Below are 22,608 nucleotides of genomic sequence, written 5' to 3' on the forward strand. Positions count from 1 at the left end.
AATGAGCGGAATTATAGCGACGTATTTAATCCATGATGATTCACATAACTTAGAAAAAAAAGCTGAGCAAATTGCACTCGGTTTAACAATTGGCTCTTGGACTCATTTGCCACACTTATTGCAAGAACAATTAAAGCAGCATAAAGGCAACGTCATTCATGTTGAGGAATTAGCTGAACATGAACATACCAATTCGTATTTACGTAAAAAAGTAAAACGCGGAATTATTAAAATCGAATATCCGCTATTAAACTTCAGTCCAGATTTACCAGCGATTTTAACGACTACATTTGGAAAGCTATCACTTGATGGCGAAGTAAAATTAATTGACTTAACTTTTTCAGACGAGTTAAAAAAACATTTTCCTGGTCCAAAATTCGGGATAGATGGTATTCGAAATCTTTTACAAGTGCATGATCGTCCCCTTTTAATGAGTATTTTTAAAGGAATGATTGGACGAAACATTGGGTATTTAAAAACGCAATTACGCGATCAAGCAATTGGTGGTGTAGATATAGTAAAAGATGATGAAATATTATTTGCAAATGCATTAACACCACTTACGAAACGCATTGTATCTGGAAAAGAAGTTTTACAATCCGTATATGAAACATACGGACATAAAACGTTATATGCCGTAAATTTAACAGGACGAACTTTTGATTTAAAAGAAAATGCTAAACGTGCAGTGCAAGCTGGAGCTGATATTCTATTATTTAACGTATTTGCTTACGGACTAGATGTACTACAATCACTTGCAGAAGATGATGAAATCCCAGTTCCTATTATGGCACATCCTGCTGTAAGTGGTGCTTATTCAGCATCCAAGTTATATGGAGTTTCATCTCCATTATTACTTGGAAAGCTACTACGTTATGCTGGGGCTGACTTTTCATTATTCCCATCTCCATACGGAAGTGTTGCGCTAGAAAAAGAGGAGGCTCTTGCTATCTCAAAATATTTAACTGAAGACGATGCATCTTTCAAGAAGAGCTTTTCTGTTCCGTCTGCTGGTATTCATCCTGGTTTCGTTCCCTTTATTGTACGAGATTTCGGTAAAGATGTTGTTATTAATGCTGGCGGCGGGATACACGGACATCCAAATGGAGCGCAAGGCGGCGGTAAAGCTTTCCGTACTGCAATTGATGCTACTTTGCAAAATAAACCACTCCATGAAGTAGACGACATAAATTTGCATAGTGCACTACAAATATGGGGAAATCCCTCTTATGAGGTGAAATTATGAGTATTCAAGTATTTTGTGATTTCGATGGCACGATTACAAATAATGATAACATTATGTCCATTATGGAAAAATTCGCACCACCAGAAGCCGAAGAAGTAAAGAATAAAATTTTATCACAAGAACTATCCATTCAAGAAGGTGTTTCTCAATTATTTCAATTAATACCTACTAATCTGCACGATGATATTATTCAATTTTTAATAGAAACTGCTGAAATCCGTAGTGGTTTTCATGAGTTTATACAATTCGTAAAGGAAAATAACATTTCTTTTTACGTGATATCAGGTGGAATGGATTTCTTCGTCTATCCACTCTTACAAGGAATCATTCCAAAAGAGCAAATTTATTGTAATGAAACAGACTTTTCAGCAGAGTTTATTACAGTTAAATGGCCCCATTCTTGTGATGATCATTGTCAAAATCATTGCGGATTATGTAAATCATCATTAATTCGTAAATTAAGTGATACAGATGACTTTCATATTGTAATTGGAGATTCTATTACTGATTTACAAGCCGCGAAACAAGCTGATAAAGTATTCGCTCGCGATTTTCTTATTACAAAGTGTGAAGAAAATCATATTGCTTATACACCGTTTGAAACATTTCAAGATGTGCAAGCTGAATTAAAACTTTTGTTGGAGGTGAAGGCATGAAACAACTTTTTCGTCAATGGTATGACTTAAGCGAGATAAAAAAAGAGTTAACAACACGAAATTGGTTCCCAGCAACAAGTGGTAATATTTCTATAAAGGTTAGTCATGAACCACTTACTTTTCTTATTACGGCAAGCGGTAAAGATAAAACAAAAACCACTCCAGATGATTTTCTATTAGTAGATCATGTAGGAGTTCCCGTTTTAGAGACTGAATTACGCCCTTCAGCAGAAACAATATTGCATACACACATTTATAACAATACGAATGCCGGTTGCGTACTTCATGTTCATACAACCGATAATAATGTCATCACAAATTTATATAGTGATGCAGTCACCCTTCAAAATCAAGAAATTATTAAAGCTCTCGATATTTGGGAAGAAGGTGCAACCATTCACATTCCTATTATCGAAAACCATGCCCATATCCCAACACTTGGAGAAAACTTCCGAAAGCATATACAAGGAGATTCGGGTGCAGTATTAATCCGTAACCACGGTATTACCGTATGGGGCCGAGATAGCTTTGATGCAAAGAAGAGATTAGAAGCTTATGAGTTTTTATTCCAATTTCATATAAAACTATTATCAATTCAAGGAGGCGTTTCTAATGGCGCAAATTCGTATTCATGAAGTAAATACTCGTATTGAAAATGAAGTGGAAGTATCTAAATTTCTACAAGAGGAAGGCGTTTTATATGAGAAATGGAATATTTCTAAACTTCCTACTCATTTAAATGAAAATTATTCGTTAACAGATGAAAACAAAGCTGAAATATTAGCTATTTTTTCAAAAGAAATCGCTGATGTTTCAGCACGTCGAGGTTATAAAGCACATGATGTAATCTCACTTTCAAGTAGCACACCTAACCTTGACGAATTATTAATTAATTTCCAAAAGGAACACCATCATACAGATGACGAAGTTCGCTTTATCGTCAGTGGTCACGGCATTTTCGCTATTGAAGGTAAAGATGGGAAATTCTTTGATGTTGAACTTGAGCCAGGCGATTTAATATCTGTTCCTGAAAATGCAAGACATTATTTTACCTTGCAAGATGATCGCCAAGTTGTAGCTATTCGTATTTTTGTGACAACTGAAGGCTGGGTTCCAATCTATTAAGGTAGTTAGTTGAATAAAAGGACTTGGACCCCCTTTTCCAAACTTTTATTCACTCTACATATATACATCCTCCTATGGAACAGGCTTATTTCATTTTGAAATAAGTCTGATTTTTTATTTACTTGAAAGTACCATTTCATCACAAATTTACACCTTAATTTTTCAAGTGCATTTTTTGAACATTTATTGAATTTTTTCTGAAAATTCTGTTTTATATGTGATATACTACAATTAACTTAGAAGGAAAATAATATCGCAAACAGAGGGGGATAATCATGAGCTTACTTATCGCACTTATACTTGGAGTTACATGTGGAGCATTTCCTGTTATTTTAGGAGCTATTATGGAAGAGTTAGAAATTGGTGTTTTAGGATTTGTCGCATCTTGTGTAAGCGCTTTATTATTTGGTTTATTCGGCGCTATTCCTGTTTCAATTCTGTGTGCTTTTTATATAATACGCCATGCTCGTACAAAACAATTTGGTCCTAATCACATCGCACAAATTATCCCGTTCCCGGTTGAACGATGCCGACGCGCTTCTAACTTATAATTATAAAAATTAAAGATGACTAAATAAATAAAAGTCCTCAAATGAGGACTTTTATTTATTTTCTTCTAGAAATTGAAACAATTCTTGTAGATGTAGGGCATCTTCACCATAGCTAACAGATACATGAAATATACCATCAATCTCAGCTTGCATATAAAGATCCACTCCATCACGATCATATTTCAATGCCAAATAAAACTCCATTTCTTCTAACATCTTTTTTGAGGTTCGAATTACATAATGTCCCTTCTCATCTCTTCCATATTCAAATTCTGGTTCAAAATCATATTTTTGTTTAAAAGCTTCTTTTTGTTTTTCATTAATTTGCATACAAGTAGCTCGCTGTACAGTATCAATCATCTCATCAAACTTTTGAAGGTCCACCTCGTTTACCCCCTTATATATTTTTTATATAGTACTTGTGTTCCACTATTTTCTTCGCCATCCTTAATTAACTCTTCATACAATTCTTTCGCCAAACTTAAGCCTGGGACTGGTAATTGTAATTTTTCTGCTTCCTCTAAAGCAATTTTCATATCTTTCATAAAATGCTTTACATAAAATCCTGGCTCAAAGTCTCCTTTTAACATTCGAGGAGCTAAATTACTTAATGACCAGCTACCTGCTGCCCCTGTTGAAATACTCTCTAACACTTTATCTGGATTCAGTCCAGCCTTCTTCGCGTAAGCAACAGCTTCACATACTCCAATCATATTGGAAGCAATCGCAATTTGATTGCACATTTTTGTATGTTGTCCACTCCCAGCTGGTCCTTGTAATTGAATGTTTGTTCCTAACTTTTCAAGTAAAGGTAAGCATCTATCATATATTTCTTTCTCCCCACCTACCATAATTGCGAGTTTTGCTTCTTTCGCACCAACATCTCCTCCTGAGACAGGTGCATCTAACGTATATATATTTTTGCTTTTTGCAACTTCATTAATCCGTTTTGCTAAAGTAGGTGTAGATGTCGTAAAGTCAATTGCTATCGTACCTTCTTTTGCATGTTCTATAATTCCTTCTATACCAAAATACACTTCTTCTACATCATGTGGATATCCAACCATTGTCATTACAATATCAACTTGCTTTACTAACTCTTTTGGCGTATTACACCAATTTGCACCATCTTGCACTAAAGAATCTGTTTTTGCTTTCGTTCTATTATATACATATACTTTATGACCATCTTGCATTAAGTGATAAACCATACTTTTTCCCATTACGCCAATACCAATGAAACCTATTGATAAAGTTTTATGTTCCATTTTCTCATCCCCTTTGTTCTAATAAATCATTTACCATCTTTCGGAACTCTTTATTAAAGTCATCATCCATACTATTTTTCACATTTGAAAATAAAATAACAAAAGTTCCTTTTTCTTTATTAAAATTATTGAAAGTGTTCCAACCAGATAATACACCATGATTATGAAAATAATCTGGATATATATAAAAACTAAATGCATATTTCCGTTCTGCTGAAGGTGAAAACATTGCTTGTATACTTTGTTCAGAAAGAAGTTTTCCATTTATAATTGCTTCGTCTAATTTCTTCATATCTCCAACTGTCGTATACATCTCACCACAACCATATAGCCAATCCATGCCTAACTTCTGCGCTGGTACAAGCTCTTGATCTTTTTTCACATAACCCTTTGTAAAATTTTTATCTCCAGGTACCATATTTCCCATACCGGATTCATGCATATCTGCTTTTACAAATATGTTTGCTTTTATGTAATCTCCTAAAGGTTTTTTCGATATATGTTCTATTATATAAGCAAGCACCATATAATTATAATCTGTATATCTCCAACCTGTTCCTGCAGGAAATTCTAAATTTTGACGTCCAATCCAATTAATTAATTGTAAGCGGGAAGCCGCATTAATATTGCCTTTTGCGTGTTCAGGTAAACCAGAGGTATGCGTTAATAAATGATATAGCGTAATATTTTTATTCTCCGGAAATGAAGGAATATATTTATTTACATTATCTTGAATATTCAATTTCCCTTGTTCTTGCAGCTGTAAAATAGATGTGGCAACGACTGTTTTCGTAATAGAACCGATACGATATTTTGTTTGAGGCGTATTTTCTATTTTATTTTGAACATCAGCATACCCATATCCTTTATTCAATATAACATGCTCTTTATCTGTTACCAAAACTGTTCCATTGAATTGCTTTCCGACTAAATATTGATCTAATTTTTGAGATATGCTAGCATAATCAATTTGTTGCTCTTCTTTTTCTTCTATATTCCCTTGTACTTCCGATTCAATAGTAGGATTCACTTTAGTTGTTAATACAGTGTTTTCCTTTATATTGGGGCTAACAAGAAAATAGTATACTCCGCCGCCAACTATAGCAGACAGTGAAGCCACCACCATTACTTTTTTTATCATATTGATCCTCCATAATTCCTTCGCTAAAAATTGTCCCCCTATTCTATTATCAAACAATAAAAAAAAATCGCAACAATTTGTTGCGAAAAATCACATTTTTTCTTTTCTATACACACATACTTGATTCTTTCCATTTTTTTTCGCTTCATATAATGCAATATCCGCTCGTTGCATTAATTCTTCTCTTGTAGTTCCTTGTTCATATAACGCAACCCCAAAGCTAGCTGTTAACTTCGAAATTCCAGTGAATTGCTTTGTTTCAATGAAGAATCGTAATGATTCCGCAACTTGAAATGCTTCCTTTTCTACTGTATTTGTCACTAATATAATGAATTCTTCCCCTCCCCATCTTGCAAATACATGTTGCTGCTCCACTTTAGATTTCATAAGCTCTGCAAGTTGTATTAATGCCAAATCGCCAAAATCATGACCATATGTGTCATTAACTGTTTTAAAATTATCTATATCAAATAAAATAATTGCTATTTTCTCATCATTACGTATTACCTTTTCCCATTCTACCTCTAGTATTTGTTGAAACTTTAAACGATTATAAATCTCTGTCAATGAATCTATCATAGCAAGTCTTTCTTGTTCTTGATAGATTTCATCTAATTCTGTAATTTCCGTGCACTTTACAATAAATCTTGATAAATCTTCTGGCAATGGTGTCGCACGTAATAGAAAAGTAGATACTGCCCCTTCATAATTTGACATCTTAATTCTTCTACCGCTTGATAAAGTATCGTCTAGCCATGTTATATCATGCGTCGTCGAGTAGTATCCATTTTCTCTAATAAAATGTTCAGCAAATACTAAATGTTGCTCGCGATAGGCAAACAAATTTTCATATCCGAAAAACGTTAAAAAATTTGTATTACAATCAACAATTTCATCATCTTCTACTATAAATAATAAATCATTTTGAAAATCAAACATCGTTTGAAGCAGTTCCTGTTGTAAACTAACTTGCCTTACTAAAGAAAGTTGATACAAACTCTTATTCACTTCTTCTAACACTGCTTGCGGAGTTACAGGGGCTATTACAATATTACGTATTCCTAATGCAAGTACATCTGTAAATTCCTTTGTTATTTGTTGATCCCAAATGACAATGAATGTACTTTGCGAGGTATACATATTCTTTATATATTTTATTTGAGAATAATCTGTTACATACATAATTATAATGTGCGGTTTCGTTCTTTGAAATAATAGTTCGCCCTCTTCAAAACTATTTGCTATAAACATACATTTTGGATGGATATTTTCTATCGTTTGTTGATGTTTACATCCATTTTCTATATAAAGGACATTTAACTGCAGATCTTGTAACACATTTTGGAAAACCGTATTCTCTAATAAAAAATGTAGTATGTTCATCACTAGTCTTCACTCACTTCATATATCTTGTTCTACTGAATTCCTCACAAACATTTTTAAAAGACTGTTCTCCAATAAACTTTAATTTGTGAGAAATACATATTAACAAGCTAATTGAGAATGTTATCTTCCCTTTTCACTCTATAAATTCCTTTTTTAGTGTATGATTATAGGAATTATATCGTTTGTATGAATGCCCTAGCTTATTTCTTAAAACTTGACAATTAAAATAAAGATATTATATTCTTAAATTCGATAACTTACAAAATGTAAGTAATATACATTGCGTTTTCCCGATAATTTTATATACAATTTGGAGGATATATTATGACAAACGACAACTTTTTTAACGTTCTATATGAACGCACATCTACACGTGCATTCAACCCAAATAAAGAAATCTCATCTACAGAATTACATGAGATTTTAAAAGCAGCAGCACAAGCACCTTCCGCTTGGAACTTACAACACTGGAAATTCCTTGTTTTTCAAGGTGAAGATGTACAAAAACGATTACACCCAATAGCTTATAACCAACAACAAATTCTTGATGCTTCTGCAGTAGTCGCTATTTTAGGTGATTTAGAAGCTTATAAAAATGTTGAGCCAGTATATGGTCCAATTGTAGAACAGGGATTTATGAAAGAAGAAGCAAAAGAACGCTTAGCTAAAAATATTGAATCTGCATATGCTCGTGAACAATTCCCAAGAGATGCTGCCTTTTCAAATGCATCTTTAGCAGCAATGCAACTTATGCTTGCAGCTAAAGCAACTGGTTGGGATACTTGTGCTATTGGTGGCTTCAATCCACAAGCACTGACAGACGAATTTAACGTTTCATCTCGTTACGTTCCTATTATGCTTATTACAATTGGTGAATCAACTTTAAAAGGCCACCCTGCACCTCGCATGAGCGTAGAGCAAGTAAGCGAGTGGGCAAAATAATAAAAAACGAAGGCAACTACATTGCCTTCGTTTTTTTATTCCCTGTCATAATTTTGTAATATTACTACAAATCATTCGACATTTATACTTATGGAAAAGTATATTCTATTCCCTTCTCATAAATAAACGTGACGTTTCGTGTCGAATTTTGTTAAGGCGTTGAAATATACCCGTGTATTTTTGTTACAATTGTGATACAATGATAACAAATAGATAACAAGAGAGGGATTTTCATTGAGTTCATACGGAAGCTTTATCGCACTTTTATGTTACATAGTAACTGTACTGCTTCTATATTTTATTGGTGATGCCGCAAACATCTCCATTTTACAATTTCCAAAAGAAGAAGCATTCCAATTAGAATCAGAAAAACATACTGCACGATCCATTGTACCACTACTCCTAGCTCTTCCTGTATATATCATCGTTTTATATAAAAGTAAAAAAGTGTAAAGGCTACCCATTTCATTTATTTCGGTGGTTTTTACATTTTTTTGTTATATTCCACCTATTTTAAACATCATTCCATACTAAACACCCAGCTAGTCATTTAAAATGAGAAAATCCCCTAGAAAAAATTCCACTCTCTGTCCAGTCACTAACTACCGAACTTACATAGATTATAAGTGTGAAGGGGGTGATGAGGATTATGTTTGGATCATTTGGATGCTGTGATAACTTTAGAGAATGTCATCATCATGAAAGAGAGCGCGACCATCGCGAGAAAGAGAGAGAGAGAGAGGTTAGACCACAACAACCAGCTGTATGTAACGTACTTGCTAGCATTTCAGTTGGAACAGAACTTTCTCTTTTAAGCATTAGAGGTAATGGTACTTTCAACAATGTAATTTTTGAAGGTTTCGCTAACGGTGTTGCTCTTTTCTCTGCTTTAGCTCGTAATGACAAAGACAACAAAGATAACAATAAAGACGATAAGAACAATCAAAATCGAAATACTTTTACTGGTATTTTACGTGTATGCCCAACTGATATCGTTGCAATCGCTATCTAATTCTGTCTCTTATCCTCGATAGTAAGCAAATAAGATTTACTTTTCTCATAGAAAAAACCTGAGACCGATTTCAAATCGACTCAGGTTTTTTTATTAATTAGATGCTTTTAACTAGTTCAACAACTTCTTCAGCAGTTGACATCATTAATGCTTTTTCTGCTAATGTTTCCATTTCTGCTTTTGACAACTTGCTTAGCTGTGTTCTTGCAGGAAGAATAGATGTTGCACTCATACTGAACTCATCTAACCCTAATCCTAATAGTAATGGGATAGCAAGTGAATCGCCCGCCATCTCACCACACATACCAGCCCATTTTCCTTCTTTATGAGCAGCATCGATAACCATTTTTACAAGACGTAAAATAGATGGGTTATATGGTTGGTATAAGTATGATACTTGTTCGTTCATACGGTCTGCAGCCATTGTGTATTGGATTAAATCATTTGTTCCAATAGAGAAGAAGTCAACTTCTTTCGCGAATTGATCTGCTAATACTGCTGAAGCTGGGATTTCAACCATCATACCAACTTCAATAGAATCAGAAACAGTTGTACCCGCTTCTACAAGTTTCGCTTTCTCTTCTAATAAAATTGCTTTCGCTTGACGGAACTCATCAAGAGTTGCAATCATTGGGAACATAATTTTTAAGTTACCGTATACGCTAGCACGAAGTAATGCACGAAGTTGTGTACGGAACACATCTTGCTCATCAAGACATAAGCGAATTGCACGATATCCTAAGAATGGGTTCATTTCTTTTGGTAAATGTAAGTATGGAAGCTCTTTATCTCCACCGATATCAAGTGTACGAACAACGACTGGTTGACCTTCTTTTACACCTTCAAGAACTGCTTTATACGCTTCGAACTGCTCTTCTTCTGTTGGAAGATTGTCACGGCCCATGTATAAGAATTCTGTACGGTATAAGCCAACGCCTTCTCCGCCATTATCGATAATACCTTGTACATCATTTGGTGTTCCGATATTTGCAACAAGCTCAACGTGATGTCCGTCACTTGTTACAGTAGCTTGGTCTTTTAATTTAGCCCATTCAGCTTTTTGCTCTTCAAATTTCGCTTTCTTTTCTTCAAACGAACGAAGAGTTTCTTCTGATGGGTTTACAATTACTTCTCCATCTAAACCGTCAATGATAACGATATCGCCATTTTGGATTTTCTCCATAACAACTTTTGTACCAACAACAGCTGGAATTTCCATAGAACGAGCCATAATTGCTGAGTGAGATGTACGTCCACCGATATCAGTAGTGAAACCTTTTGCATACTTACGGTTTAACTGAGCTGTATCAGATGGTGTTAAATCTTCAGCAATGATGATTACCTCTTCAGAAATTGTACCAGGATTTGAGAAGTTAATTCCTAGTAAATGTGCAAGAACGCGTTTTGTTACGTCACGAATGTCCGCAGCACGTTCTTTCATATATTCGTTATCCATGTTTTCAAACATAGAAATAAACATTGATGCAACTTCATCCATTGCAAATTCAGCATTTACTTTTTCGCTATTTACTTTATCTTTTACTGGGTTTACTAGTTCTGGATCATTTAACACTAATAAATGTGCTTCAAAGATTGCAGCTTTGTCAGCACCTAGCTCAGCAAATGCGTGGTCCTTAATAGCTTCTAATTCAGTTTTTGCTTTCTCAAGCGCAGCGTCTAAGCGTGCAATTTCTGCAGCTTCGTTTGTAATTGATTTCTTTTCGATGTTAAATTCAGGATTTTCAAGTCTGAAAGCCTTTGCAATAGCAATCCCACTTGATGCAGCGATCCCTTGAATGTTAAGAGTCATTATTCTCCTAATCCTTCGTTTTTCATAGTTTCTTCGATAGCTGCTAGTGCTTGAGCTGCATCATCACCATTTGCAGTGATTTTAATTTCTGCGTTTTGTTGAATGCCTAAAGACATAACGCCCATGATTGATTTTAAGTTAACGTTCTTTCCGTTATACTCTAAGTTAATATCAGAACCGAATTTGCTTGCAGTGTTTACAAGTAGAGTTGCTGGACGAGCATGAATTCCTGAGTCGCTAGTTACTTTAAAGATTTTTTCCATGATAATTTATCTCCTTTAAATTACAGTATTTTTTAGTTGTATAGACGTGAGTACTACATCATCTATTGTATATAATAGGCGATGTTCGGTCAACCACATCGCCTATTATAATTATAAACATTTTGCGTCAAATTCCTACTGAATGTCAATAATAGCGGTTTCGCCCTTCTTAACATTTCCATCTTTTTTCAATTCGACTTGTTGCCCTTGTTGTAAGTTTGTAAAGACAATTGGTGTAATGATAGATGGTGCATTTTCTTTTACAAATGCAAGATCTACTTTTAATAATGGTTGGCCTTGTTTCACCTTGTCGCCTTGTGCTACAAGCGCTTCAAAACCTTCACCATTTAATTTTACAGTATCAATACCGAAGTGAATTAAAATTTCTTTTCCGCCTTCAGATTGAATACCAATCGCATGTTTTGTAGGGAATACATTGACAATCTCACCGTTCACTGGAGAAACTACTGTTCCTTCAGTTGGCTCAATTGCAAATCCGTCTCCCATCATTTTTCCTGAGAATACTTGGTCAGGTACTTCTGTAATTGGTAAGATTTTTCCTTCGATTGGTGATACAATTGTTTCATTTTCATCAACTTTTTGAGGAGTTTCTTCCACTTTTACAGGTTCTTCTTTTTCAACATGAGGTGTACGACCTGACATAATATCATGAATTTGTGATTTTAATGTGTCAGATTTCGGTCCGAAAATAGCTTGAATGTTATTTCCAACTTCAAGTACACCAGCTGCTCCAAGTTCTTTTAAGCGGTCTTTGTTTACATTCTTTTGTTCGTTAACTTGAACACGTAAACGAGTAATACAAGCATCTAAAGAAGCAATGTTTTCTTTACCACCAAGTGCTACTAATACTTCACGAGGGAGTTCGCCTGCTTCTGCTTTTCCTGCGCCGTCATTTGCATTTGCCACTTCACGACCAGGTGTTTTTAGATTCCATTTACGAATTGCAAAGCGGAATCCGAAGTAGTAAATAACTGCTAGTACAAGACCAACAATAATTACCCACCACCATGCTGTACGGCCTGGTAGTACACCGAATAATAGGAAGTCAATTAAACCACCAGAGAATGTCATACCAATTTTAACACCTAAAATTTGCATTGTCATAAATGATAGACCAGCAAATACAGCGTGAATTCCGAATAATACTGGCGCTACGAATAAGAATGAAAATTCAAGTGGCTCTGTAATACCTGTTAAGAAAGATGTTAATGCTGCAGAACCTAAAATACCTGCTGCTAATTTTTTATTTTCTGGACGTGCTTCATGGTACATTGCTAAAGCTGCTGCTGGAAGACCGAACATCATGAACGGATACTTACCAGTTGTAAATGTCCCTGCTGTTAATTCTACACCGTCTTTTAACTGTGCCATAAAGATTTTTTGGTCACCACGGATTAATTCGCCAGCTGCATTTGTATACTGACCGAATTCGAACCAGAACGGTGAATAGAAAATGTGATGTAATCCAAATGGAATTAATGAACGTTCAATTAAACCGAATATAAATGCTGCAATTGTTCTATTTGCATCAATCATTTGATGTGAGAACGTGTTTAAGCCACCTTGAATGTATGGCCAAACGAAGCACATGATAATACCTACTATTAAAGAGAATGTTGCAGTTGCAATCGGTACGAAACGCTTACCTGCAAAGAAACCTAAGTATGATGGTAATTCAATATTGAAGTATTTATTATAGCAATATGCCGCTACTATACCGACGATAATACCACCAAATACCCCTGTTTGTAGCGTTGGAATACCTAATACGTTTGCATACGCTGGATCTGCAAATCCAATTTTTACTGGGTCTGCTCCAGAACTTGTTACTTTCACTAGCTTATCTACTTCTAAGAACACACTCATCGTTTTGTTCATAATTAAGTAGCCGACGAATGCTGCTAAACCAGCTACTCCGTCTCCACCAGCTAAACCAATTGCTACCCCAACTGCGAATAATAATGCAAGGTTAGCGAAAATAATATCACCAGATTGTTCCATAATTTTTGCAACCATTACGAACCAATCTGCTTTTAAAGCAGGAATAACATTTGTTAACTGTGGATTTTGAAATGCATTACCAAATCCAAGTAAAATACCTGCCGCCGGTAAAATCGCTACTGGAAGCATTAACGCTTTTCCGACTTTTTGAAGAACACCAAAGATCTTCTTAAACATGGAAACCCTTCCTCTCTTATCTATATTGATACCTTCCGACAAACGCCAAAAAGACATGAGGAAAAAAAGATAGAACGATAGCTATACAAAGGGTAGTATATCCCTTTCTCTAGCTTACATTCCTTACTTTTCTCCACTCATGCCTGATCGAATCAGTAACACGTGTCAAAAATAGGTTTACGTATAAGTTCACTATAATTAAGGCAAACGTTTTCGTTACTCACCTTAATGTGTTTGTCGAAATTTGTATAACTTTGCAATAGTTATTATACATAACTATTGTAAGCGATTCAATCATTTTTTTTAACGTTTTCATTTTAGACAAAAATATATGGCTTTTTACACATGCTCTGCCTTTACTAAGCGTTGCAAGTGCATCGTTAAATAAATACTTTCAGCTTCATATACAGGTAGTTGCAACTCTTTTTGCATGACCTTAACTAGCTTCCAAGCCAAGTTATAGCAAGCTGGATACTCCGCCTTTAATAAATCAGCAAAACTTTGCGATTCCTCTACTTTTTCTCCTTTTTTCACCCTCTCAATAGCATATTGAAGATGACGAATAAGACGTAAATAATGAATGCTCTCTTGATCTAATGTAATTTGTAAGTTTGTCTCAATTAAAGATACAAGTTGTGCAATGAGACGGGAGTTTTGATTAACTGAAGATAAATCAGAATTTGTAAGCGAACTGTAAATGTGAAGTGCAATAAAACCAATTTCTCCTTCTGGCAATGTAATTTGCAAACGAGAATTTAAAAGTTCTACAACACCTTCCGCAATTTCATATTCCTTTGGATAGAGCATTTTTGTTTCAACTAAAAAAGGGTTATCAATTGTAAGTCCTTGTTTTAACCTTTTAATCGCAAATGAAATATGATCTGTTAACGCAATATGAATATGTTCATTTAGTGGCGATTTCGCTTTCCCTTGAATGTACAGCATAATATCGTTCATCAATTCAATTAATTTTTCACTAATATGCGGCACTAATAATTTGTATTGTTCACGATCACGTTCATTTTTTAAGACAAACATCTTTTCGATTTGTTCTTGCTCCAATACATCTTTCGCTTTTTTCCCAAATCCAATTCCTTTACCAATCACTACTACTTCCTCGTGTTCCGGATGGCTAGCAATGATGACATTATTATTTAAAACTTTTTTAATTTCTAGATAATTACTCATATAACACCACCCTCGTACTTAAATAGCCTACTTTTATGTTACAGAATATTCTTCTTTGTCGTCAATGTAAAACATCTGCCATTTAATAAAAATTCATTTTTTAGACATGTTTATATATGATGCGTATAATGTAAGAGCAACTGTACATAGAAAGGAGATAACAGCATGATTAAAATGTTTGTAAGTGATATCGATGGTACAATGATGCAACACGGAGGTCTTATTGACGAACAAGATGTTGCGGCACTGCGCAGCCTTGCCGAGCAAAATGTTATTCTTTGCTTCGCTTCCGGAAGACTTGATAATGAAATTGCAGACTTAATGAAAGCTGTAAATACAAATTTTCATCGCATTAGTGTAAATGGTGTTTTTGTATATACACATGAAAATAAACAACTATTATCTGCAACTTTTGATTCCAGCATACTTCCCGATTTGTTAGCTATGACGAATGAAGATCCTTATTTCCGTTATGTAAGTGATGAGCATAATTATTACATTGAAGAGAAAACACCTTTCATTCAAGAACTTGAACAACAAGTAACTATGACTTCTGTTGAAGAACCAAACTTACTACAGAAGATTGATGATACAATTTTCCCAAATAAAATTTCTGTCGGTGGAACAAAGGAGAGCTTACAACTCCTTCAGAAAAAAATTGATGAAAAATTCCACGGGAAAGTTAGTACTTTCATCTCAGCAGAACAATGTTTAGATGTAATGCCACCGAATGTTAGTAAAGGCTCTGCCATTTCTGTTTTATTAAATGAGTTTCAAATAAAACCTGAGGAAATTGCTTGTATAGGGGATTCTTATAATGACATTCCTATGTTTTCTTTAACTCCTCACAGTTTTGCTATGTCGCAAGCAGATGATGCAGTAAAAAAACACGCTCACTATGTAGTAAATCACGTCAAAGATGCTGTTAACCACGTAATTGCTCATAATAAAAATACGACTCATTCCTTATAAGGATGAGTCGTATTTTTATTTCTTTACATGTTAACCATTTTCAATTCCACTGTACTTCACAAACTGAAATATACTATTTGTTACGTGCGATATTCGTAATAAATTTATAACGATCTCCACGATAAATACATTTCACGTACTCTAGCGGTATCTCACCTTCTGAATATGACCATTGACGCATTACAAGTACAGGCGCCTTTTTAGGAATATGCAGATGTTCAGCTTCATTTTCCGTCGCAACGGAAGCTTCAATTGACTGAGTAGCGCTAACAAGTTTAAAGCCCAGTTTTTTCTCTAAATGTTCATATAAAGATTGTTGCAATATCTCTTCGTTAATATCTTTTACAAGAGCTGGCGACAAATATGTCGTCTCAAAAGCAATCGGTTCATCATCAGCTAAGCGAATACGCCTCACTTCATAAACCGATTCCCCCTCCTGTATTCTCAACCGGTCTGCTATTTTAGCAGTAGCTGGAACTAGGCGGAAACTAAGTAATTGACTACTTGGGTTCATCCCACGAGAAATCATGTCTTCTGTGAATCCCGTCATTCCTTGCAATTTTTGTTCCACTTTCGGAAGTTGGACAAATGTTCCAATTCCACGCTTCCGATATAAATAGCCTTGTTCCACTAAATTATTAATCGCCTGTCTGATTGTCATTCGACTCACTTCGAACTTATCACAAAGTTCATTCTCAGATGGGATTTTATCTCCCGGCTTCCATTCGCCGTCCTCAATTAGCTGTTTCACCCACTCTTGAATCTGATAATAGATCGGAAATGGTGAATACTTGTCGATGTTCATCAGCAATCGCCTCACTGCATAAAGATAGAGCTTCTTGATCAGCGATTACGGTTACATTCGGATGACGTTGTAAAACTGTAGCCGGACACTCTTCACTATATTCACCTTGCAATAATTCTTTAACAGCTTCTGCCTTTTTAGAACCCATAGCAACAAGTAGAACTTGTTTCGCTTTCATAATGCTTCCAATTCCCATTGTAATCGCATGAGTTGGCACATCTTCTTCTTTTTCGAAGAATCGAAGGTTTGCTTGGCGTGTAGATTCTGTTAATTCAACAATGTTTGTTGGAGAATTAAACGGTGTTCCTGGCTCATTAAATCCGATGTGACCGTTTTCACCGATTCCAAGAATCTGTAGGTCAACTGGGTTAGCAGCTAGAATGCTCTCGTAACGTTTGCACTCTTCCTCTAAATCACTTGCCATCCCGTTTGGTACATAAGTTTGTTTAAATGGAAGATGATCAAACAACTGTTCTTGCATGAAATAGTGATAGCTGTTTTTATCTTCATGTGGTAAATTTACGTACTCATCTAAGTTTACAGTGGTTACACGGCTTGTATCAAGTTTATTTTTTCGCATTTCTGCATAAATACCTAATGGAGAGCTTCCTGTAGCCATTCCTAATGTTGGATTTTCTTTTGTTTTTACAACTTCTTCAATTAATTTATAACCTGCTTCTGCTAATTCTTCTGGAGTTTTTACAACAAGAATATTCATTTAATTACTTCCCTTCCTTCATATGAATTCCTAAACGAACCGTATCATATACATGTAAATCTTCATTCATCACAACAAAGTCTGCATCTTTTCCTACCGCTAATGCACCTTTATTATTTAATCCAAACTCTTCTGCTTGGTTAACTGATGTCATAAGTACTGCATCTTCGATTGAACAACCTGTAAATTCAATTACATTTCGGAAAGCTTGATCCATTTTTAGAATACTACCAGCTAACGTTCCATCTTCTAATCGAGCACTACCATCTTTTACATGTACTGGCTGTCCGCCAAGCTCATATAATCCATCTTCAAGACCTTTTGCACGCATTGCGTCAGTAATAACACTTACTTTTTTCGGTCCTTTTAACTTATATGCTAATTTCACCATGTCAGGGTGAATATGAATACCATCTGTAATTACTTCAACCATTACATCTGGATTTAATAACACATGACCCACAACTCCTGGTTCACGGTGATGTAATCCACGCATTTGATTGTATAAATGTGTCGCATGTGTAATCTTTCTATTTTTTAGTTGCGCATCAATTGCATCTGTATGTCCCATTGTGCCAACTACACCAGTTTCAGCAAGATATTGTTCAAACTCTAATGCTCCCTCTTCTTCTGGTGCATATGTTACTAATTTAATTAAGTTCCCACTTGCTTCTTGCCATTGTTTAAATTGCTCAATATTTGCAGGAACGATATGTTCAAGTGGCTGTGCACCTGCACGTTTCTTTGAAACATAAGGTCCTTCTAAATGAATATATTCGAAATGCGCTCCTTTTTCTTTTGCTTCTTTCGCAGCAGTTAACGCTGCTTCAATTGCCTCTGGAGCTTGTGTCATTGTTGTTGGGAAGTAAGTTGTAACCCCTTCTTTTAACATTTCTTTACCTAGAGTTACTAACCCATCGCTATTTGCATCCATCGCATCAATATCGTATCCACCATGAATATGAACATCGATCATACCTGGAATTATAATCTTCCCTGTAGCATCAAAAACAGTTTCATTTTCTTGTGGTACATATTGAGCCATCAAACCAATTTCTTTAATGGTTTCTGCGTAACGAATAAATCCGTTTTCCACTATTTCTTGACCTGTGTAAATTTTGGCATTGATGACAATTTGCGTTTTCATTTTCATCGATCCTTTCCCATGAATTACCTACTTGTTATTATTACCTTATTCGCCTAGTTCCATCTTAATATACGCACGAGTAGTTGTCTATACATTCTAATGAAATTTCCTTTTTATTCAACAGAAAAGGAAATTTCTTACGTCTCTTATAATTATAATATATATTATTCATTTTTCCAAAAAGGGACAGTATCGCCCCCTAATATAGAAATCACTTCAACAATGGCATTAATCCGCTAGATTCTAACATAATATGTTCACCATCTGTTTCCATTTCTACTGTACGTTTATTCGTTCTATATACCATTATACCGTGCCTTTTTAAGCGTTTCACTACACTTTGGTGAGGATGTCCATACGGATTATTACTCCCGTACGATAGAATAGCAAACTGCGGTTCCACTTTTTTTATAAACGTTTCACTTGTTGAAGTATATGAGCCATGATGCCCCACTTTTAACACATCTGCATGGACATCAAATTGTTTTAATATTTCATGTTCTGTCCGTACATCCGCGTCACCCATTAATAAAAAATCCGCTTTTCCATATCGCACCTTTAAAACAATTGAGGATTCATTATTTTCATCTTTTGATTTCCCGTTGTTTAATACTTGTATAGAAACATGTGGATCCAGCGGTATATATTGTCCTTCCTTTACTGAAACGAAAGGTATCCCTCTTTTTTTTATATTATTCCGATACGTATGATAAGTAAGAGAACTATATGTTTTTCCGCTATCTAGTATAAGCGATACCGGCATTTGCTCTACAATTGGAATTAACCCCCCTATATGATCCATATCGGGATGCGTACTGACAATTACATCTAAATGATTAATCCCTTTCTCAATTAATTTCTGAATAATAACCTCTCCTGCTTCATAAGGTCCTCCATCAATTAACATTGTTTGTCCATTTGGCATTATAATAAGTGTTGCGTCACCTTGCCCCACTTTTAAAAAGCTCACTTTCATTTTACTAAGATGTTGCCGATGCATATGTAAAGGAGACGTAGTATGAATGGACATCATATACCTTTTAGCTGATGCGCTATTTAAAGAAAAACATAATAAAACAGAAACTAATAATAAAATAATCCGCATACCTCTCATAACTCGTCTCCTTTTTTCATTTAGTATGGCACTGTAAATAATTGATATACAAAAAAAGCTTAGCAAAATGCTAAGCTTTTATTTCGATATCTCTTGTAAGGAACCGAAGAATAAATCTGCTTCATTCATTTGTTCATTCTCTTCAGAAAGCGGTGGTAAATCATCTAATGTTTTCAATCCAAATGTGTCTAAAAATTCTTTTGTTGTTCCGTATAAAATAGGACGCCCTGGTCCTTCTGCTCTTCCCATTTCTTTTATAAGTAAATGTGAAACCAACGTTTGTAACGCCTTATCAGTTTTAACTCCTCTAATCTCTTCCATTTCAGTCCTTGTGATTGGTTGGCGATATGCAACAATCGCTAACGTTTCGAGGGCAGCTTGTGAGAGTGAAGCAGCTGTTGGTGTATCTATTAATTTTTGATAATATGAAGCATGTTCTTTCTTTGTAGCAAAACGATATACTTTTGCATACTGTACAATTTGCAAACCACGGTTTGCACCTTCACATTCTTGTTGCATTTCTTCTAAAATATTAATTGCTTCATTCATTTCAATTTCAAGAACTTTCGCTATTTGTTCTGGATAAATCCCTTCATCACCAGAAACAAATAAAAGGCCTTCAATAATTGACTTTTGTTCTTTCCTATCCATTTCACGAGCTCCTTCCTTCTATTTTCTCATAAAAATACACATCAAAAAACCGAATCACAATTAATGCGTTCGGTTCAATATTTTTTCTCTTGTTCCAAACGATACATTAAAACATAGCATGAGATAAAATGTTGCTATCCCATTTTCACATACTTGCTCTATGCAGATTTATTAGAGCTTGATACGAAAATTTCATCAAAATTATGTTCTTGCTCAATTATGATTTGTTGGTTTTTCATAAGTTCCAGAACTGCTAAAAATGTTACAACCATTATTTCACGTTCATCATCAACAAACAAATCATAAAAACTTTGGCGACCACCCTTTATTTTTAACTGTTTTAAAATATCAGTCATTCGCTGTTCAATTGGTATTTCTTGACGAGTAATACGTGTTGTTACAGGTTTTTTTGCCTTTTTACGGCGCATTAATTTTTGAAATGCTGCTAGCATATCATATAACGTAACATCAAGAGGTAAGCTTGTCTCCTCTTCTTGTTGCAACGATGTAAAGTCAATTGGTGGACGTGTATATAGCTGTGCTCTTTCTTGTTCTCTTTCTTTTAACTCAGTAGCAACTTGCTTATATTTCTTATATTCAATTAACCTCTCCATCAATTCTTGACGAGGATCATCTATAAAATCATCACCGTTATCAAGTACATCTTCTTCATGTTTCGGCAACAACATCTTACTTTTAATTTGTAATAACGTTGCAGCCATTACTAAATACTCACTTGCAACATCTAATTGAAGTTCTTTCATCGTATGCACATAAGATAAATATTGCTCTGTAATATCTGCTACAGGAATATTATATATATCAATTTCATAACGATGTATTAAATGTAACAATAGATCTAACGGCCCTTCAAAAGCCTCTACTTTAAAATTATATTGCACAAAGCATCCCACCACATTTTTTCTATAACAACATAAGTATAGAGCATACTCATGTTCTATCCAACCTTTTTAAGAAATTTAATTAAAAATAGACCGATGCCTATGTCATCATGCCCACCACTTCATATGATAACAGTGTAGTAAGAACAATGTAGGAGGTCAAAAAACTATGGGTCACGTTGATTGTGGTTTTAGCGGTGGGTTCGCATTACTTGTTGTACTGTTTATTTTACTAATTATTGTAGGAGCAGCTTGCTTCTGCTAATATGAACAATAACGGCTAGGGGGAAACCTCCTAGTCGTTTATTGTTCATATTTCTATGATACACTTATATGTATAACCGTTAGATAGGAGCGAGAAAACATGTATCCTACCGAATACATACAATTTTTAATTCATTTCCATGGAGATTATGACTATTTTGAATGCCACGAAATACTAGAAGAGTATTGGAAGACAAAACCAAGAGGTAATCGTGATCATTACTTAGTTGGTCTCATTCAAATTGCAGTTTCTTTATACCACCAAAGACGTGCTAATTGGAATGGTTCTACAAAAATGATGAAAAGCGCAATTACAATTTTAGAAAAAAGCGGTGTGCCTTTACAACGTTTAGGAATTAATCAAGTACAACTTCTTTCCTTGCTCAATGAAAGATTGCAATCTATCCATAAAAAAGAACGTTTTGTACCTTTATTTTTACCCTTATCAGATTCATCGTTAGAGAAGCAGTGCATAGAGTTATGTCAAAAACAAAACCTCTCTTGGAAAGACTTGAATGCTATCCCAGGTGAATATATTATAAACAAGCACACTTTGCGTGATCGCACAGAGGTCATTACTGAACGAAACGAACAATTACAAAAAAGAAAGCAGAGATAATAAACTACTTATCTCTGCTTTCACGAATGTATATTTTGTTCTAGCCCTTTACATTTTTCGCAAAAACTTGCTGTTTGCTCATTTCCGCAAATTGTAAACTCAAGAAATTTACTCTTTAACTCTTGAACCATCTTCGTCCCAATCCCCACATGACGGTGAGACGGGTTCACACTCAAATGCTGAATTTCTAATACTTGATTCTCTTTTTTTACAATCCCCATTATTCCAACAAAATCTTCATTTTCTTTCCACAAATACAATTGCCAATCATCTTTTGCTTCATATTCTTTCATTGTCAATTGTAATGTTTTCACATCTTTTTCAGTTGGCATAAACGAAAGAAGCCCCATTGCAATTTTTTCATAACTTTTTTTAAAACGAATTAACATAACCCTTATCCCTTCTTACAAAAGTTACAAACTAGTAATCCCCTCAATCACTCTTTTCATATCACATTCATTTTACAATATTTTCAACAGAGTGAGAAGAGTCTAAAACAACTTGATAATCATACAAAGCGAAAAGAAGAAAGTCAAATCTATGTTTCAGCACTATTCCTTTAATAAATAGAGTTAAAAAAAGAAAATTTTATATGGAATGGAAAGAAACATATCATTCAACAGCACTTC

The 22,608-nt window shown here is 34.8% G+C and carries 26 protein-coding genes; 11 read left to right on the forward strand and 15 right to left on the reverse strand.

Annotation, left to right across the window (positions count from 1 at the left end; translation table 11 throughout):
* Position 1 precedes the first annotated feature (1 nt).
* From mtnW to ACTFN4_RS02545, 5 genes are all read left to right on the forward strand, one after another.
* On the forward strand, positions 2-1,246 hold the full coding sequence (gene mtnW, locus ACTFN4_RS02525) for a 2,3-diketo-5-methylthiopentyl-1-phosphate enolase (RefSeq protein WP_439962052.1): 1,245 nt from the start codon (positions 2-4) through the stop codon (positions 1,244-1,246).
* Positions 1,243-1,902: a 2-hydroxy-3-keto-5-methylthiopentenyl-1-phosphate phosphatase gene (locus tag ACTFN4_RS02530; RefSeq protein ID WP_000027461.1), complete on the forward strand. Its 660-nt coding sequence runs from the start codon at positions 1,243-1,245 to the stop codon at positions 1,900-1,902. Before mtnW ends, ACTFN4_RS02530 begins: the two co-directional genes overlap by 4 nt.
* Positions 1,899-2,537 carry a methylthioribulose 1-phosphate dehydratase gene (locus ACTFN4_RS02535; RefSeq protein ID WP_000811341.1) on the forward strand — a complete coding sequence of 213 codons (639 nt, stop codon included), beginning with the start codon at positions 1,899-1,901 and terminating at the stop codon, positions 2,535-2,537. Before ACTFN4_RS02530 ends, ACTFN4_RS02535 begins: the two co-directional genes overlap by 4 nt.
* Positions 2,515-3,027 carry a 1,2-dihydroxy-3-keto-5-methylthiopentene dioxygenase gene (locus ACTFN4_RS02540; protein ID WP_000057314.1) on the forward strand — a complete coding sequence of 171 codons (513 nt, stop codon included), beginning with the start codon at positions 2,515-2,517 and terminating at the stop codon, positions 3,025-3,027. The genes ACTFN4_RS02535 and ACTFN4_RS02540 overlap by 23 nt, the downstream gene beginning before the upstream one ends.
* A 275-nt stretch (positions 3,028-3,302) precedes the next feature.
* Positions 3,303-3,578, forward strand: a complete 276-nt coding sequence (locus tag ACTFN4_RS02545; RefSeq protein WP_000054659.1) for a hypothetical protein — start codon at positions 3,303-3,305, stop codon at positions 3,576-3,578.
* Between the two features lie 51 nt (positions 3,579-3,629).
* On the opposite strand, the gene ACTFN4_RS02550 is transcribed toward ACTFN4_RS02545, so the two are convergent.
* From ACTFN4_RS02550 to ACTFN4_RS02565, 4 genes are all read right to left on the reverse strand, one after another.
* Complete coding sequence (locus ACTFN4_RS02550; protein ID WP_000365619.1) at positions 3,630-3,962, reverse strand: DUF3909 family protein; 333 nt, start codon at positions 3,960-3,962, stop codon at positions 3,630-3,632.
* 5 nt (positions 3,963-3,967) lie between these two features.
* Positions 3,968-4,846, reverse strand: coding sequence for an NAD(P)-dependent oxidoreductase (locus ACTFN4_RS02555; RefSeq protein WP_000400431.1), 879 nt, complete (start codon positions 4,844-4,846; stop codon positions 3,968-3,970).
* Between the two features lie 4 nt (positions 4,847-4,850).
* On the reverse strand, positions 4,851-5,987 hold the full coding sequence (locus ACTFN4_RS02560) for a serine hydrolase (protein ID WP_439962053.1): 1,137 nt from the start codon (positions 5,985-5,987) through the stop codon (positions 4,851-4,853).
* Between the two features lie 90 nt (positions 5,988-6,077).
* Entirely contained in the window at positions 6,078-7,370 is a 1,293-nt protein-coding gene (locus ACTFN4_RS02565) for a GGDEF domain-containing protein (RefSeq protein ID WP_001023185.1), read from the reverse strand.
* 327 nt (positions 7,371-7,697) lie between these two features.
* On the opposite strand from ACTFN4_RS02565, the gene ACTFN4_RS02570 reads away from it, so the two are divergent.
* The 3 genes from ACTFN4_RS02570 (at position 7,698) to ACTFN4_RS02580 (ending at position 9,327) form a co-directional block, all read left to right on the forward strand.
* Positions 7,698-8,315, forward strand: a complete 618-nt coding sequence (locus tag ACTFN4_RS02570) for a nitroreductase family protein (RefSeq protein WP_000180387.1) — start codon at positions 7,698-7,700, stop codon at positions 8,313-8,315.
* 234 nt (positions 8,316-8,549) lie between these two features.
* A complete protein-coding gene (locus ACTFN4_RS02575; RefSeq protein ID WP_000100485.1) occupies positions 8,550-8,768 on the forward strand; it encodes a hypothetical protein in 219 nt (72 codons plus the stop codon).
* A 196-nt stretch (positions 8,769-8,964) separates the two neighbouring features.
* The gene (locus tag ACTFN4_RS02580; RefSeq protein ID WP_000468041.1) at positions 8,965-9,327 is read left to right on the forward strand and encodes a DUF3915 domain-containing protein; all 363 of its coding nucleotides are present in this window, start codon (positions 8,965-8,967) and stop codon (positions 9,325-9,327) included.
* A gap of 97 nt (positions 9,328-9,424) precedes the next feature.
* Here the strand turns inward: ACTFN4_RS02580 and ptsP are convergent, their stop codons facing one another.
* The 4 genes from ptsP to glcT all read right to left on the reverse strand — a co-directional run bounded on the left by ptsP (position 9,425) and on the right by glcT (position 14,787).
* The gene (gene ptsP, locus ACTFN4_RS02585; RefSeq protein ID WP_000174207.1) at positions 9,425-11,137 is read right to left on the reverse strand and encodes a phosphoenolpyruvate--protein phosphotransferase; all 1,713 of its coding nucleotides are present in this window, start codon (positions 11,135-11,137) and stop codon (positions 9,425-9,427) included.
* Positions 11,137-11,400 carry a phosphocarrier protein HPr gene (ptsH, locus tag ACTFN4_RS02590; RefSeq protein WP_000411080.1) on the reverse strand — a complete coding sequence of 88 codons (264 nt, stop codon included), beginning with the start codon at positions 11,398-11,400 and terminating at the stop codon, positions 11,137-11,139. Before ptsH ends, ptsP begins: the two co-directional genes overlap by 1 nt.
* A 135-nt stretch (positions 11,401-11,535) precedes the next feature.
* Positions 11,536-13,599 (reverse strand): PTS glucose transporter subunit IIABC, encoded by a 2,064-nt coding sequence (gene ptsG / locus ACTFN4_RS02595; RefSeq protein ID WP_000473178.1) that lies wholly within the window; start codon positions 13,597-13,599, stop codon positions 11,536-11,538.
* A 339-nt stretch (positions 13,600-13,938) separates the two neighbouring features.
* Positions 13,939-14,787, reverse strand: coding sequence for a glucose PTS transporter transcription antiterminator GlcT (glcT, locus tag ACTFN4_RS02600; protein WP_000073860.1), 849 nt, complete (start codon positions 14,785-14,787; stop codon positions 13,939-13,941).
* A gap of 165 nt (positions 14,788-14,952) precedes the next feature.
* Between glcT and ACTFN4_RS02605 the strand changes: the two genes are divergently transcribed.
* Positions 14,953-15,759 (forward strand): Cof-type HAD-IIB family hydrolase, encoded by an 807-nt coding sequence (locus ACTFN4_RS02605; RefSeq protein WP_000594243.1) that lies wholly within the window; start codon positions 14,953-14,955, stop codon positions 15,757-15,759.
* 73 nt (positions 15,760-15,832) lie between these two features.
* Here ACTFN4_RS02605 and ACTFN4_RS02610 read toward each other — a convergent pair whose 3' ends face one another.
* The 6 genes from ACTFN4_RS02610 to scpA all read right to left on the reverse strand — a co-directional run bounded on the left by ACTFN4_RS02610 (position 15,833) and on the right by scpA (position 21,096).
* The gene (locus ACTFN4_RS02610; RefSeq protein ID WP_014894892.1) at positions 15,833-16,564 is read right to left on the reverse strand and encodes a GntR family transcriptional regulator; all 732 of its coding nucleotides are present in this window, start codon (positions 16,562-16,564) and stop codon (positions 15,833-15,835) included.
* The gene (nagB, locus tag ACTFN4_RS02615) at positions 16,494-17,282 is read right to left on the reverse strand and encodes a glucosamine-6-phosphate deaminase (RefSeq protein WP_001024210.1); all 789 of its coding nucleotides are present in this window, start codon (positions 17,280-17,282) and stop codon (positions 16,494-16,496) included. Before nagB ends, ACTFN4_RS02610 begins: the two co-directional genes overlap by 71 nt.
* Positions 17,283-17,286: 4 nt before the next feature.
* Positions 17,287-18,429: an N-acetylglucosamine-6-phosphate deacetylase gene (gene nagA, locus ACTFN4_RS02620; protein WP_002179749.1), complete on the reverse strand. Its 1,143-nt coding sequence runs from the start codon at positions 18,427-18,429 to the stop codon at positions 17,287-17,289.
* Between the two features lie 211 nt (positions 18,430-18,640).
* Positions 18,641-19,543 carry a ComEC/Rec2 family competence protein gene (locus tag ACTFN4_RS02625; protein WP_001214826.1) on the reverse strand — a complete coding sequence of 301 codons (903 nt, stop codon included), beginning with the start codon at positions 19,541-19,543 and terminating at the stop codon, positions 18,641-18,643.
* 78 nt (positions 19,544-19,621) lie between these two features.
* Positions 19,622-20,194, reverse strand: a complete 573-nt coding sequence (gene scpB, locus ACTFN4_RS02630; RefSeq protein ID WP_000375168.1) for a segregation/condensation protein ScpB — start codon at positions 20,192-20,194, stop codon at positions 19,622-19,624.
* 158 nt (positions 20,195-20,352) lie between these two features.
* Positions 20,353-21,096 carry a segregation/condensation protein A gene (gene scpA / locus ACTFN4_RS02635; RefSeq protein ID WP_001199753.1) on the reverse strand — a complete coding sequence of 248 codons (744 nt, stop codon included), beginning with the start codon at positions 21,094-21,096 and terminating at the stop codon, positions 20,353-20,355.
* A 169-nt stretch (positions 21,097-21,265) separates the two neighbouring features.
* Here scpA and ACTFN4_RS02640 point away from each other — a divergent pair, with 169 nt between their 5' ends.
* Both ACTFN4_RS02640 and ACTFN4_RS02645 read left to right on the forward strand, forming a co-directional pair.
* On the forward strand, positions 21,266-21,361 hold the full coding sequence (locus tag ACTFN4_RS02640) for a YjcZ family sporulation protein (RefSeq protein WP_000510194.1): 96 nt from the start codon (positions 21,266-21,268) through the stop codon (positions 21,359-21,361).
* A gap of 99 nt (positions 21,362-21,460) precedes the next feature.
* Positions 21,461-21,979, forward strand: a complete 519-nt coding sequence (locus ACTFN4_RS02645; RefSeq protein WP_000283597.1) for a DUF309 domain-containing protein — start codon at positions 21,461-21,463, stop codon at positions 21,977-21,979.
* Positions 21,980-21,999: 20 nt separating this feature from the next.
* Here the strand turns inward: ACTFN4_RS02645 and ribT are convergent, their stop codons facing one another.
* Entirely contained in the window at positions 22,000-22,368 is a 369-nt protein-coding gene (gene ribT, locus ACTFN4_RS02650) for a GNAT family N-acetyltransferase RibT (protein WP_000908401.1), read from the reverse strand.
* Positions 22,369-22,608: the final 240 nt, after the last annotated feature.

The organism is Bacillus cereus group sp. MYBK95-2 (genome assembly GCF_051915225.1).
Classification (GTDB): Bacteria; Bacillota; Bacilli; order Bacillales; family Bacillaceae_G; genus Bacillus_A; species Bacillus_A cereus.

Excerpts from the sequence above, each read along its gene's own strand:
- ACTFN4_RS02555 (WP_000400431.1), bottom strand. The coding sequence starts at position 4,846 with ATGGAACATAAAACTTTATCAATAGGTTTCATTGGTATTGGCGTAATG.
- ptsP (WP_000174207.1), bottom strand. The coding sequence starts at position 11,137 with ATGACTCTTAACATTCAAGGGATCGCTGCATCAAGTGGGATTGCTATT.
- ACTFN4_RS02610 (WP_014894892.1), bottom strand. The coding sequence starts at position 16,564 with ATGAACATCGACAAGTATTCACCATTTCCGATCTATTATCAGATTCAA.
- ACTFN4_RS02535 (WP_000811341.1), top strand. The coding sequence starts at position 1,899 with ATGAAACAACTTTTTCGTCAATGGTATGACTTAAGCGAGATAAAAAAA.
- ribT (WP_000908401.1), bottom strand. The coding sequence starts at position 22,368 with ATGTTAATTCGTTTTAAAAAAAGTTATGAAAAAATTGCAATGGGGCTT.
- ACTFN4_RS02625 (WP_001214826.1), bottom strand. The coding sequence starts at position 19,543 with ATGAGAGGTATGCGGATTATTTTATTATTAGTTTCTGTTTTATTATGT.
- ptsG (WP_000473178.1), bottom strand. The coding sequence starts at position 13,599 with ATGTTTAAGAAGATCTTTGGTGTTCTTCAAAAAGTCGGAAAAGCGTTA.
- ACTFN4_RS02570 (WP_000180387.1), top strand. The coding sequence starts at position 7,698 with ATGACAAACGACAACTTTTTTAACGTTCTATATGAACGCACATCTACA.
- ACTFN4_RS02545 (WP_000054659.1), top strand. The coding sequence starts at position 3,303 with ATGAGCTTACTTATCGCACTTATACTTGGAGTTACATGTGGAGCATTT.
- ACTFN4_RS02580 (WP_000468041.1), top strand. The coding sequence starts at position 8,965 with ATGTTTGGATCATTTGGATGCTGTGATAACTTTAGAGAATGTCATCAT.
- nagA (WP_002179749.1), bottom strand. The coding sequence starts at position 18,429 with ATGAAAACGCAAATTGTCATCAATGCCAAAATTTACACAGGTCAAGAA.
- ACTFN4_RS02565 (WP_001023185.1), bottom strand. The coding sequence starts at position 7,370 with ATGAACATACTACATTTTTTATTAGAGAATACGGTTTTCCAAAATGTG.
- ACTFN4_RS02640 (WP_000510194.1), top strand. The coding sequence starts at position 21,266 with ATGGGTCACGTTGATTGTGGTTTTAGCGGTGGGTTCGCATTACTTGTT.
- mtnW (WP_439962052.1), top strand. The coding sequence starts at position 2 with ATGAGCGGAATTATAGCGACGTATTTAATCCATGATGATTCACATAAC.
- ACTFN4_RS02605 (WP_000594243.1), top strand. The coding sequence starts at position 14,953 with ATGATTAAAATGTTTGTAAGTGATATCGATGGTACAATGATGCAACAC.
- scpB (WP_000375168.1), bottom strand. The coding sequence starts at position 20,194 with ATGGATAGGAAAGAACAAAAGTCAATTATTGAAGGCCTTTTATTTGTT.
- ACTFN4_RS02540 (WP_000057314.1), top strand. The coding sequence starts at position 2,515 with ATGGCGCAAATTCGTATTCATGAAGTAAATACTCGTATTGAAAATGAA.
- ACTFN4_RS02530 (WP_000027461.1), top strand. The coding sequence starts at position 1,243 with ATGAGTATTCAAGTATTTTGTGATTTCGATGGCACGATTACAAATAAT.
- ptsH (WP_000411080.1), bottom strand. The coding sequence starts at position 11,400 with ATGGAAAAAATCTTTAAAGTAACTAGCGACTCAGGAATTCATGCTCGT.
- glcT (WP_000073860.1), bottom strand. The coding sequence starts at position 14,787 with ATGAGTAATTATCTAGAAATTAAAAAAGTTTTAAATAATAATGTCATC.
- ACTFN4_RS02560 (WP_439962053.1), bottom strand. The coding sequence starts at position 5,987 with ATGATAAAAAAAGTAATGGTGGTGGCTTCACTGTCTGCTATAGTTGGC.
- ACTFN4_RS02645 (WP_000283597.1), top strand. The coding sequence starts at position 21,461 with ATGTATCCTACCGAATACATACAATTTTTAATTCATTTCCATGGAGAT.
- nagB (WP_001024210.1), bottom strand. The coding sequence starts at position 17,282 with ATGAATATTCTTGTTGTAAAAACTCCAGAAGAATTAGCAGAAGCAGGT.